The 12,466-nt window shown below is 60.3% G+C and carries 12 protein-coding genes and 1 pseudogene; 2 read left to right on the top strand and 11 right to left on the bottom strand.

The features are described from left to right. Positions 1–4: 4 nt before the first annotated feature. The 11 genes from ACPYOI_RS14830 to ACPYOI_RS14780 form a co-directional block, all read right to left on the bottom strand. On the bottom strand, positions 5–988 hold the full coding sequence (locus ACPYOI_RS14830) for a zinc-dependent alcohol dehydrogenase (RefSeq protein ID WP_481416201.1): 984 nt from the start codon (positions 986–988) through the stop codon (positions 5–7). 10 nt (positions 989–998) lie between these two features. Then, entirely contained in the window at positions 999–2,012 is a 1,014-nt protein-coding gene (locus ACPYOI_RS14825) for a Gfo/Idh/MocA family protein (protein WP_481416202.1), read from the bottom strand. Continuing rightward, complete coding sequence (locus ACPYOI_RS14820; RefSeq protein WP_481416203.1) at positions 2,009–2,293, bottom strand: YciI family protein; 285 nt, start codon at positions 2,291–2,293, stop codon at positions 2,009–2,011. Before ACPYOI_RS14820 ends, ACPYOI_RS14825 begins: the two co-directional genes overlap by 4 nt. 19 nt (positions 2,294–2,312) lie before the next feature. Further along, on the bottom strand, positions 2,313–3,080 hold the full coding sequence (locus tag ACPYOI_RS14815) for an SDR family NAD(P)-dependent oxidoreductase (protein WP_481416204.1): 768 nt from the start codon (positions 3,078–3,080) through the stop codon (positions 2,313–2,315). A 2-nt stretch (positions 3,081–3,082) separates the two neighbouring features. Beyond that, complete coding sequence (locus tag ACPYOI_RS14810) at positions 3,083–4,156, bottom strand: zinc-binding dehydrogenase (RefSeq protein ID WP_481416205.1); 1,074 nt, start codon at positions 4,154–4,156, stop codon at positions 3,083–3,085. A gap of 17 nt (positions 4,157–4,173) precedes the next feature. Then, a complete protein-coding gene (locus ACPYOI_RS14805) occupies positions 4,174–4,941 on the bottom strand; it encodes an SDR family NAD(P)-dependent oxidoreductase (protein ID WP_481416206.1) in 768 nt (255 codons plus the stop codon). A gap of 22 nt (positions 4,942–4,963) precedes the next feature. Beyond that, positions 4,964–5,752, bottom strand: a complete 789-nt coding sequence (locus ACPYOI_RS14800) for a glucose 1-dehydrogenase (protein WP_481416207.1) — start codon at positions 5,750–5,752, stop codon at positions 4,964–4,966. Positions 5,753–5,774: 22 nt separating this feature from the next. Continuing rightward, positions 5,775–6,755: an ABC transporter permease gene (locus tag ACPYOI_RS14795; RefSeq protein ID WP_481416208.1), complete on the bottom strand. Its 981-nt coding sequence runs from the start codon at positions 6,753–6,755 to the stop codon at positions 5,775–5,777. Beyond that, positions 6,755–7,720 (bottom strand): ABC transporter permease, encoded by a 966-nt coding sequence (locus ACPYOI_RS14790; protein ID WP_481416209.1) that lies wholly within the window; start codon positions 7,718–7,720, stop codon positions 6,755–6,757. The genes ACPYOI_RS14795 and ACPYOI_RS14790 overlap by 1 nt, the downstream gene beginning before the upstream one ends. A gap of 9 nt (positions 7,721–7,729) precedes the next feature. Further along, positions 7,730–9,220 (bottom strand): sugar ABC transporter ATP-binding protein, encoded by a 1,491-nt coding sequence (locus ACPYOI_RS14785; RefSeq protein WP_481416210.1) that lies wholly within the window; start codon positions 9,218–9,220, stop codon positions 7,730–7,732. A gap of 63 nt (positions 9,221–9,283) precedes the next feature. Then, complete coding sequence (locus ACPYOI_RS14780; RefSeq protein ID WP_481416211.1) at positions 9,284–10,417, bottom strand: substrate-binding domain-containing protein; 1,134 nt, start codon at positions 10,415–10,417, stop codon at positions 9,284–9,286. A 360-nt stretch (positions 10,418–10,777) separates the two neighbouring features. Between ACPYOI_RS14780 and ACPYOI_RS14775 the strand changes: the two genes are divergently transcribed. Both ACPYOI_RS14775 and ACPYOI_RS14770 read left to right on the top strand, forming a co-directional pair. Beyond that, on the top strand, positions 10,778–11,707 hold the full coding sequence (locus ACPYOI_RS14775; RefSeq protein ID WP_481416212.1) for an NAD(P)-dependent oxidoreductase: 930 nt from the start codon (positions 10,778–10,780) through the stop codon (positions 11,705–11,707). A 68-nt stretch (positions 11,708–11,775) separates the two neighbouring features. Next, positions 11,776–12,466: pseudogene (locus ACPYOI_RS14770) on the top strand (hypothetical protein); the annotation flags it as partial.

Below are 12,466 nucleotides of genomic sequence, written 5' to 3'. Positions count from 1 at the left end.
AATTTTAACCGTTCAACAGAGTGATTTTGATGCTTTTCGTCGGGTCCTGCCCGAAGGCGAAGGCCTCGACCGCTTCCGTCAGAGCAAAGTCATGCGTCTGGATCGGCGACAAATCGATGCCGGTTCTTTCCAGGAAGCGGATGGCGGCAGGCCAGACGCCTGGCGATCCGATGCATCCGCGCACGGTCAGATTCTTCATCTGGATCTGCCCGAGAACCGCGGGCACCTTGCGGCCGATGTTAATGCCGACCATCGACATGCGACCGTCTTCGCGAGCGTAGTCGAAGGCGGCGGCCAGCGACGCGTCATGCCCGGATGCTTCGATCACGAGATCGGCGCCGTTTCCGCCCGTGAGGTCGAGGATTTTTTCGGCCGCGCCACCATCCGTCGGATCGATGGCGACATCGGCTCCGAGCTTTTTCGCGACCTCGCGACGCGACGCGAGCGGGTCGACGACGATTACGCGGGCGCCCATGCCGATTGCCGCGGCGGCCGAGACCAGTCCGATCGTACCCCCGCCGGACACCACGACGGTTTCGCTGGCATTCGTGCCGCCCGAACGCAGGACTGCGTAAAAGCCGCAGGTAAAGGGTTCGATCAACGCCGCCTTTTTGTCATCGACCGCATCGGGAAGCTTGTGAAGCCACTCGGGATTGACGGCGAAAAACTCGCGATCAGCACCGCTCAGCGAAAAGCCGAAATGATGCAGGCGCTCGGGCGTGCGCACGACGCATTCGCCGACTACGCGGTCCCCTTTACGGAATCCCGTCACGTTGCGCCCGACTTCGACGATCTCGCCGCTCCATTCATGGCCGGGCGTCACGGGATAGGAGATCGGGATGATGTAGCGCCCCGCCAGCAATTCGTAGTCGGAGTGGCAGATGCCGACTGCCCGCGTGCGTACCAGCACCTCGTTCGGGGAGATTTCCGGCATGGCCGTCTCCACGATGACCGGTTTTTCCGGCGCTTCGAAAACCAGAGCCTTCATGTCGTCCTCCTCAAACCTGTTCCAGGGCGCCGGTGCGGGCCGACCGAACGATCGCCTCCAGCAATGCGATATTGTTGATCATGTCCTCGCCGGTGATCGGATAGTCCTTTTGGCCGCGCACGGCCCGTGCAAAGGCTCGCAGGTTGTCGCGGACCGGCTCGGCAGGTGCGACTTCCCGCACCGTGATCGGTTTGTCCTTCCACCCTTCCGTCACCACCCAGCCATCGGGCGCTTCGACATGCGCCTTGTCGCGCACCTCGATCCATCCGAGCGTGCCGTAGACGGCAAAGCGGGAGACGAAGGGGGTGGCGAGCGTGGCGGAGACATAGGCCGACCCGCCGTTTCCGAAGCGGATGTGAGCACTCATCGTGTCACCTTGGGGTATTTGCGAGGCAAGGTTTTCGCAAATCACCCGAACATCCTTTGCCGGTCCCATCAGCTTGACGGCAAGGTCCGTCAAATGAATTCCGGTCGCCGTCATGCCGCCTGCCGGTGCCTGGTCAGCCTTCAACCGCCAATTCGACGGATCGAGGCCAAGGAACTTGTCATGGCTGAAATTCGCTTCGATCTGCAACAAACGACCGAGCCTTCCTTCACCGGCCGCCGCCAGGATTTCGGCGATCGGCGGCTCGAAGCGGCGTTCATGACCCATGCCGAGGACGACGCCCGCCCTCCTGCATAGCGCAACCGAGGCCTCGGCGCCGGCGCGCGTCAGATCCAGCGGCTTTTCACAGAAGACATGCTTTCCGGCCGCGACTACCTGGGCGATCTGTTGCTGGTGGAGCGAATGCGGCGTGGCGAGCACCACCGCCTCGATGTTCGGATCGGCGAGCGCTTCGGCAAGATCGGTGGAGAACTGCAGGCCGGTCTCTTTCGCAAAGGCCTCCGTCTCCGGATTCGGGTCGATGCCGCGAACGAAATGCATCTCCGCCCCGCCGCTATTGACGAGGCTTGCCATCTTCTTGCCCCACCAGCCGAGACCTACGAGGGCGGCGATGACTGGCCTTTCCTCAATCATCGTCATCGATTGTCCACCCGCTTGCTGAAGGGGTGGATATTGACGGTCTTCCAGACACCCGCCTTCGTGAAGGGATCGGCCTTGTTGAACGCGACGACTTCTTCCTTGCTGTCAGCCTCGAGAAGGAAGAGAGAGCCGATCATGGTCTCGTTGTCATCGGCCAGAAGCGGCCCGGAGATGACGGTCTTGGTCGAGGCGCTGGCGAGATAGGCCTTGTGGGCGTCGTAGTTGGCGAGGCGCTTTTCGACGCCGCCTTCGTGGTCGAGGCAATGAACGATATAGTGCATGGGAATTCCTTTCGAAAAATCAGGCGATCGAATAGCCGCCGTCAACCATCAGCAGATGCCCGGTGATGCCGCTCGCCGCGTCGGACAGAAGGAAGGCGGCAGCGGAAGCGATCTCCTCCGGCTTGATCAGACGGCCGACCGGAGTGTCGTCCATCCATTGCTTCATGACCGCAGGCTGAGTCCGGCCGACTTCGGCCAGCATGACGGTATCGGTGTAGCCAGGCCCGACAGCGTTGACGCGCACGCCCGATTTTGCCCACTCGGCGGCAAGGACGCGGCACATGTGGGCAACACCTGCTTTGGACACGTCGTAGCCGACATGCAGTTCCGGCCGCACCGCCTTCACACCGGCGATGGAAGCCGTCATGACGATAGCCCCCTTCCCGGCTTCGATCATCGATCGGCCGAAAGCCTGGACGGTCCAGAAGACGCCGTCGAGATTCACCGACATCACAGTGCGCCAATCCGCCTCGCTGTGATCCAGGGCAGGCCGTTCATACGACATGCCGGCATTGGCGAAGATCCCGTCCAACGGCCCGAAACCCTCACGGACGCTCGCCGCGGCCGCCTCGACAGAATTCTTGTCGGCGACGTTGAAGACGACGCTCTCCGCCTTGCCTCCCGCAGCGCGGATCTCGTCGCGAGTCTTTTCGACCGAGGCGTCACGATCGGCTGCTATCACCGTCGCGCCCAGCGAGGCCAGATAACGGCAGGCGGCGCTGCCGATTCCGCCGGCCGCGCCGGTGACCAGGATCTTGCGCCCACTAATATCCATCGGGTTCTTCATGATCAGGCCTTCATGTTGACGAGGATCTTCATGTGCGACGCCTTGGGATCGAGCAGTGCTTCGAAGCCCTTTTCAACGACGTCTTCCGGCGCGATTTCCGCCGTCACGATCTTTTCGACCGGGAAGATGCCGGCGCCAATCATCGCAGCGATGCGTGGCCAGATCTGTACCGGATAGCACCAGGTCGCTTCGACAGTGATATCCTTGAGAGCCCATAGCATTGCGTCGATCGCTGCAGGCTTCACATGAAGACCGACCTGAACGACAGTCCCCTGGCGGCGGACGGCCTTTGCGCAGAGGTTAAGGGAGGCTTCCGCGCCGACGCATTCCAGCGCGACGTCGACACCGACACCCTCCTCCGTCTCGTCGCGGAAAAGCTTCTCGGTATCCGTTTCGCGGGGATCGAAAACGATCGCTTCGGGAACGAGCTTTCGCGCCAGTGCGCGCCGGTTGGGATTGAGTTCGGACACAAAGATCTTCGTGGCCCCGGCCGCCTTGGCTGCCAGCAGGACCAGCGCTCCGATCGGACCAACGCCGGAGACCAGAACGCTGCTGCCGCTCGTGACACCGCCGCGGTCGACGCCATAGAGTGCCACCGCCGCCGGCTCGATCATTGCTGCCTGAATATCGGAAACGGTATCCGGTACCGGGAAGACGTTGTAACCGTTGACGACGGCGCGTTCGCCCATGCCGCCCCAGTCCCAAGACAGACCGACGCAGGCCATCTTTTCGCTGAGATGGAAGAGGCCGCGGCGGCCATAATAGTCGTCACGAGGCGAAATCAGCGGCTGGATAGAAACACGCGAACCCGGCTGGACATGCGTGACATTCTTGCCGACCTCGAGCACACGGGCGGAAAATTCGTGGCCGAGGATCTGCGGCAGCGTCGCGCCCGAGTAGACGTGCGGCGTGGCCGGAGTGACGATCGGGCCAGCGATATATTCGTGCAGGTCGGTTCCGCAGATGCCGCAGACGAGAGGTTCGATCAGGACCATGTCGTCCCCGAGTGGTCCGCTCGGCGCGGGCACGTCCTCAACGCGGATGTCTTTCTTCGAGTAGTATCGTACAGCTTTCATTGCCATGCCTTTCTGAGTTATTGCGCGGTGTAGCCGCCGTCGCAGACCAAGCTGCTGCCTGTCACGAAACGGGCTTCGTCAGAAGCCAGAAAGAGGACGCAGTTGGCGACATCGACGGGCTCACCAAGCGTCAGCGGATGCTTTGCCTTCATCATTTCGAGATAATGATCGAGGCCGCCGGGATAGGTTTCGCCGGCCTTCATGAACAGCGGCGTCTTCGTCGAGCCGGGATGGACGGCATTCACGCGGATGCCGTGCGGCGCATAGCAGACCGCATCGGTCTTCGTCATGGCAAGAACCGCGCCCTTGGTCGCGTGATAGGGAGGAAGGTCGTCATTGCCGATCAAGCCGTAGATCGACGAAAAGTTGACGATCGATCCCGCCCTCGCCGCCATCATCGGCTTGACCGCGTGCTTGGTGCAGAGAAAGACGCCGCGCACATTGATCGCGAAGATGCGATCCCACTCGTCGACCGTCACCTCATGGGCGAGCTTGTTGACGCCGGTAACGGCAGCGTTGTTGACGAGAATGTCGAGCTTGCCCCATGCGCCGACGACCTCGGCTATCGCCGGTGCGACGTCATTCTCGTTGGAGACGTCCACCCTGTGGAAGACGGCCTCGCCGCCCTTGTCCTTGATAGCTTGCGCGACCCGCGTGCCCTGTTCGGCGCTGACATCGAAGATCGCGACCTTGGCGCCCTCCTCAGCGAAGCGGTAGCAAGTCGCTTCGCCGATGCCCGTGCTTCCGCCGGTGATGATGGCGACTTTGTTGGCCAAGCGTACCATGTCTTCCTCCCTGATGCCTGTTTTAGATCAGAACCATGCCGCCATCGACCATGACGGTCTGGCCGGTGATGTAGTCCGAGGCGTCGGACGCCAGGAAGGTCGTCACGCCGGCAATGTCCTTTGGAACGGACACACGGCCGAGCAGAATCGATTGCGAGAACTCGTTGATCGCCTGATCCGGCTTGGAGGTCAGGCCATGCTCCATGAACTCCCGGTCGAGCTGCTGCCAGAGTTCCGTCGCAACGACGCCCGGGCCGAAGCAGTTGACGGTGATCTTGTGTTCGGCAAGCGCACGGGCGGCAGCCTGCGTGATCGCCACGACTGCGAATTTTGAAGCACAATAATGCGCAAACAAGGGATAGCCCTGCTTGCCGGCGATCGATGACGTGTTGATGATCTTGCCGCCGTGACCTTGTTTGATCATCTGCTTGGCTGCTTCCTGCGTTCCGATCAGGACGCCGAGACCATTGATCTTCATGATCCGATTGAAGTCTGCTTCGGTGACCTCCAGAAACGGGCATGTCTGGCTGATACCGGCATTGTTGAACATGACGTCGAGCCGCCCGAAATGGGACACTGTTTCGCCGATCAGCGCTTGAACGCTGTCGCGGTTGGAAACATCGACGGTGAGCGCAATCGCGCTTCCACCGTCCGAGGCGATTTTCGATGCGGTCTGCTGCGCCGCATCGGCGTTCAGATCGGCGATAACGACCTTGGCGCCCTTTGCAGCCAGGTCGGCGGCGATACCGGCTCCGATGCCACGGCCGGAGCCGGTCACGATGACGACCTTGTTGTTGACTGATCCGCTCATTGGACCTCCCTTTCTCTTTTGATTACCGAACCGCTCGAACGTAGAGGCTGGCGGCCACGATGATGACGATGCCCTTGACGATAATTTGCAGCTGGACGGGCATGCCGACCATGACCACCGCGTTTGAAAGGACGACCAGGATCGCCGCGCCGGCGAGCGCCCCGGGAATCGTCCCTCTTCCTCCCGAGAGGGCGACGCCGCCCATGACAGCTGCGACGATCGAGTCGAGCTCGAAGCCGCGTCCGACGAAATTGTCGACGACTCCGACGAAGCCGGACAGCAGGAGTCCCGCAACCGCCGCTAGGACACCGCAGATGATGTAGCAGAGGATGATCACACGGTCGGCCGAGATGCCGACGAGACGCGCCGTGATCGGATTTCCGCCGGTGATGTAGACGCGCCGGCCAAATGCGGCGCGATGGAGCAGGATTGCGAAGAAGATCGCCAGCACCGCCATGACCAAGAGATTGTAAGGCACGCCGGACAGGGTTTCGGAGCCGAGCGATCTATAAAGCGGTGGCACATTGCCCGAGGGGGCTCCCTGGGTTGCCGCAAAGCGAAGTCCCTGAAGAACGATCATCGTTGCGAGCGTCGCCAGGAACGGCGAAACATTGCGTTTCGTCACCAGGATGCCGTTGGTAATGCCGGTCGCACCACCCATGGCCACGCAGGCGAGCAGGATGAGTAGTGCATCGCTGTTCTGGCCGTTGAAGCTGGTCGCGATGACCGCCGCGGTCGCCATGACGGAGGCGACCGAAAGATCCAGTCCGCGGACAAGGATGACGAAGGTCTGGCCGATCACGACGATGGCGAGCGGCGCTAGCTGCATCAACATGTTCGAGACGTTGGCAGGGCTCAGAAAGGCCGGGCTTACTGCTGTCGTCAGAAGAATGGCCGCAAGCAGAAACAGGTAGATTCCGTACTTCCTGCCGATATCACCTGCGCGAATTCCGACGGGGGACCTCGACGTACTGATCGCCTCGTTAACTTTAGCGATGGCCATTAGGCTATCCTCCTCTTTTCCACGTAGACGGAAACGGCGGCAATGATGACCAATCCCTGCGCGACGAGCTGGATGTGCGTCGACACGCCGAGGAAGTTCAAAAGATTGTTGAGCAGCGACACGAGATAGACGCCGAGCAGCGTGCCCATCACGCCGCCGCGGCCGCCCGCCAGCATCGTGCCGCCGACGACGACAGGAGTGATCGACGCGAGCGTGTAGTTGGCCCCTGTGTAAGGCTGGCCAACGCCGAATCTGCTGACCAGATAAACACCGGTCAGTGCGGCAAACAGGCCCGACAGCATATAGACCAACAGGATCACGCGCGTCTTTGGCAGCCCCATCAACGTCGCCGCATGGGGGTCGTCGCCAACCGCATAGATGTAGCGACCTAGCCTGGTTTTCACGAGAAGGAACGCGGCCAGAAGGGACAGGACGACGGCGAAGGTAGCGCCGATCGAGAGTCCGCCCGGCAGGCGGCCGTAGGCGAAATAATCGAAACCCTTCGGAACTTTGCCGATGGGACCGAGCCCATACAGCAGGGCGACGCCCTGGATGATCGCACCTGTGCCGAGCGTGACGATCAGCGGGTGCACGCCAGTCACGATGATGACGCCTCCATTCACAGCACCGATGAGGATACCGAGAAGGAGAACGGCTGCGATCACCGGCACGACCATGCTCTGGTCGCCATTGATCAATCCGGAGGTGAGCATCGAGGCGAGGCTGATGACCGAACCGACGGAAAGGTCGATGCCGCCGGTCAGAACGGCAAGCGTCTGCCCGAGGCTGACAAGCGCGAGACCTGTCGACTGCTCGTAGACGTTGAAAATGTTTCTCGTCGTGCCGAAGCGGTCAGAGACCAGGACACCGGTTGCGAAGAGGATGACCAACAGCGCGATGACGACGGCAATAGCCGCGCGCGAACTGTTGAAGATGGATCCAAGTTTGATGGAAGAGCTGTTCATTGTCCCACCTCACGCTGCAAGTTGATGGGTCGCGAGGGCGATTACCGCTTCTTCGCTGATCGCATCCGCGTCGAGCGAACCGACGATCTCGCCTTCCCGCATGACGAAGACGCTATCGGACAAGCCGACGATTTCCGGCAGCTCCGAGGAGATCATCAGGATCGCGATGCCGCGGTCGGCAAGTTCCTGGATGATGCGGTAGATTTCCGTTTTTGCACCGACGTCGACGCCGCGTGTCGGCTCGTCGAGAATGAGGACGCGCGTGCTGGTGCGCGCCCAGCGGGCCAGAATGACCTTCTGCTGGTTGCCGCCCGACATCAGCGACACCGCTGTCGACGGACCACGGCAGGCTATGCGGTAGTTGCTGATCTCACGCTTTGCGATTTCGTCTTCCTGGCGGCGGTCGACAAGGCCAAGCCGGGTCACGCTTGGCAGGGTCGAAGCCGTGACATTGGCTGCGATGTCGAGTTGCATCGCGAGCCCCTGGCCTTTGCGATCTTCGGTCACGAGGCCGATACCCGCAGCGATCGCACGCGAGGGACTGATTCTGGAGATATCCTTGCCGTCCAAAATGACCTCGCCATCCGACTTCTCCAGCGCGCCGAATATGGCGAATGCGAGTTCCGATCGGCCCGCACCCACCATACCCGCAAGCCCGGTGATTTCGCCGGCACGCAACGTGATGGATGCGTTACGCACCCGGCCGGGAACCGAGACATTCTTCACATCGAGGACCACGGGGCGATCCGCCGGCAATTGGCGGCGCGGCGGAAAGAGCTCCACGAGCGAGCGGCCGACCATCATGGAAATAAGCTCGTCGCGATTGACATTCGCAATATCGCGCGTCCCGACGTATCGGCCGTCCTTCAGCACCGTCACGCGATTGCAAAGTGCAAAGATCTCCTCCAGGCGGTGGGAGATGTAGATGATTGCGACACCGGCGTCGCGCAGCGAACGGAGACGAGCAAAGAGCACTTCGACTTCATGCCCGGAGATGACGGCGGTCGGTTCGTCGAGGATCAGCAGCTTGACATCGTGGACGAGCGCCTTGGCAATCTCGACCATCTGCTGGTCTGCGACCGACAGGTCCTTCACCAGCGCCTTCGGGTCGAGGTCCAGGCCGAAGCGGGCGAGAAGGTCCTTGGCGTCGGCGGCCGCCTTGCGGTGGTCGATCAGGCCCAGGCGATTCCGGCGCTCGTGGCCGATGAAGATATTCTCAGCGACGCTCAGATGCGGGAAGAGCACGAACTCCTGATAAATCACGTGTATTCCGGCCTGTTTGGCCTCTCGGGGCTTGGCCCATTTGACCGCCTTGCCGTCGAAGGTGATGGTGCCCGTGTCCGGCTGGTGGACCCCGGCGATGACGCGCGTCAGCGTCGATTTTCCGGCGCCGTTTTCGCCTACGAGCGCGTGAATTTCACCGGCGCGAACATCGAGCCCCATGTCTGTGAGCGCATTGACGCCGGGAAAGGATTTGCAGATTCCCGTCAGTGACAACATATCTCTTCCTCGCAATTGTGAAGCCGGCGGGGCACCTGTCGCCCCGCCGTGTCCTGGGAGGACTTATTGCGGATAGTCGACTTTGAAGGTCGACGGATTGTAGTCGGGGCCCATGCCGCCCGTTACCAGCATGTCCGCCGGTGCATTCGGCAACACCATGTCCTTGATGTGCAAATCGGGACGGATGGAAGGGGTTTCGTCACCATCGGTCGTCGCGATCTGCGCGTTGATTTCGTAGGTGCAGGGTACCTTGGCGCCAGAAAGCACCTTCAGCGCGACGTCGATCGCCGTACCGCCCATGGCCGGCGGATAGCCGACCTCAAGCATCGGAACCTTGTATTTGAGAGCCAGCTGCAGGGGCCCATTGACGTCCGAGGTGGTGTGCGGCGGAATCTCGCCAGGCTTGAAGCCGGCTTCGAGGAACGCTTCGATCGAGCCTGGAGTCTGCAGCCCATGGGTCGACAGCACGGCGTTGATGCTCTTGCCGTATTTTGCAATTACGGCCTGCATGACTTGCTTGCCCTTGACCGGGCTCCAGTCGGAATAGACGGTATCGAGGATCTTGATGTCCGGATACTGGTCGAGCACCTGCTTTGCCGCCTTGACGCGCAGCTCGTTGGGGCTCGAGCCTGCCTGGCCGCCGAGAACTACGATATTACCTTTGCCATGCAGCTTTTCGGCGATCCATTGTCCGAACAGACGTCCCATCATCGCGTCGGACGCCGTCACGAAGGTGACGAAGTTGTCGGAGGAGACACGGCGATCGACCATGACCACCGGAATCCCCTGCTCCATTGCGCGCGACACGGCCGGATCGACAGCCTGCTCCGTGTTGGCGCTGACGATGAGCAGATCGACGCCCTGTGAAATCAGATCCTGAATGTCCGACACCTGCTTGGCGTCGTCATGACCGGCATCGGTGATGAGCAGATGACTGATCTGATCCTTGTGCTCGGCGGCGGCCTTTTCCATCGAATGCAGCATCACTACGCGCCAGCTATCGCCGAGGCCGGCATTCGAGAAGCCGATCGTGTACGGACCTTCCTTCTTGAACTCCGCCGTATCCTTGAAGCAGACATCGAGCGACGGATTGAACAGGAAGGTTCTGGGAACACCTGCGTACGTGTCTGCGAATGTCGAAACTGTGCTGGAGAGCAGAGCCAGTGAAGCGATAAGGCCGATGGCTTTGTTTTTCATTTTGGATTCTCCTCCGATAAACTCGTCAAACCGCTCTGCAACAAAGTATCGTTCACGGAAAACCTTGTTTTCCGCGGCAACTCTCTTTTGTTGACGGCCTATATTCCTCCCGTAGGAACCACCGTGCGATCCGGAAAGAAAGCTAAGGGATGAACCTGTGCTTCCACAAACCTTTAATTATCCAAAATGGATATTTTAGATGCAGCAATCCGGGTTCTGTCGAAGATACTATTCTTGCGGGAGGATGGTGCGTCTGCACACAAACGTCGGTTTGTTCACGTGCCTGTACGTTCTTCCCTGAGATAGCGGCATTTAAAAAAGCTCCGGCCAGCTTGTTCTGGCTGGAAAGGAAGGTTGTGTATGAGCGAAACGTTGAAAGTGGGATGGGCCGGAATCGGCAAAATGGGCATGCCAATGAGCCGCCGCGTTCTGGAAAACGGATATGCGCTGGCGGTCTATGAACCACTTCCCGAAAATCGGGCCTCCGTGGTCGCGCAGGGCGCAAATGTCGCGCATTCGCTTGAGGACCTTGCGGAAGCAGCCGATGTCATCATGCTGACCATTCCCAACGACGCAGTTCTTCGGGCGTTGACATTGTCGCCCGGGGCCCTCGCCGACTTGCTGAAGCCCGGTCAGATCCTTGTCGAAATGAGTACCGTCTCTCCGGAACTGTCGGCCGAGGTCAATGATGCCCTCAGCAACAAAGGTGTTGCCTATCTACGGGCGCCCGTATCCGGCAGCACCGTAACGGCGTCCTCCGGCATGTTGTCCGTGATGGTTTCCGGGCCTGAGGAGGCCTATCGCAAGGTAGAGCCAATACTCGCCTGCTTCTCCTCTCGCCGGTTCTATCTCGGCGGGGGCGAAGAAGCCCGTTACCTCAAGCTGGTGCTGAATGCCCTCGTCGGTGCGACGGCCGCTCTTCTGGGCGAAGCCTTGACACTCGGGCTCAAGGGTAATCTCTCCGTCGAAACAATGCTCAACGTTATCTGCGAAAGCGCGGTCGCCTCCCCATTGATCGCCTATAAGCGGGATCTGCTCGTCAATCGCAATTTCGACCCAGCGTTCTCCGTTTCGCAGATGATGAAAGATTTCGACCTCATCCTGGGTGCTGCCAAGTCCGACCACGTGCCGATGTATCTCGCATCGATGATCCGGCAGCAGTACGAGGCCGCCTTTGCCGAAGGGCTGGCGGAGAAGGACTTTTTTGTTCTTTTCGAACAGTATGAACGTCTGGCCGGATTGACGGCACGCGACACCACTACCAGTCCCCGGGATCTGAAGGCTGTCTGAATGGGCTGGCAAAGCTTGCCTTTGCCAGTTAACCTTATCTTCGACCGCGCGACGGTTGGGAGGCCGACGTGAACGAATATGAAATGCTGCGGGTCATCGACTTTATCGAAAAAACGCGGCGCCCCTTCAGAGACGTCGTTGAGCCTGCAGATGACGATGCCATATGGCGGGTCGTCACCTATCTCATCAAGTCGCATATTCTAAGCCAAACCGTTTCGATCTCGACGCTCGGACAGGAGTCCGGTCTTCCCTACGCAACGTCGATGCGATTGATAAACCGCCTCATCGATGGCGGCTATATCCAGAAAGTGGCCAAAGGCACCACCGGCAAGAGTTTCTCCTTGCAACCGAGCGCGCAGCTTTTGCGCTCGTTCGAATCCTATGCGCGCAAGACGAAGTCCCTGCTGGCGCAAACCCTCGGTTTGCGCGCCGGCGAGGAGGAAGATGAGTATTATTTCGGCGGAACGCCGCTCGGCTCGCAGATCATTCCACCCATGCGTCTCGTCCAGAAACGCGCGGAATCGCAGATCGAGTTGCGGTTTCTGCTGAATGACGACAACTACTTCTCCGCGATGCGCAACATGTGGGCGGACTTCCGCAACAATCTCGCGTCTCGCAAAAATTTCGATCTCCTGCCGCTGCCAGAGCTTTACACTCGCGCACGCGAGAACGGTGCGAGAGCGGTTTCAGACTATGATGTGATCGCCATCAACATGCCGTGGCTTGGCGAGTTCGCGGAGAGCGGCATCATCCGGCCTA

Source organism: Rhizobium sp. SVR5-2C (assembly GCF_056755115.1).
The sequence above is the reverse complement of the archived record's forward strand: the minus strand, read 5'-3'. Positions and strand labels throughout refer to the sequence as shown.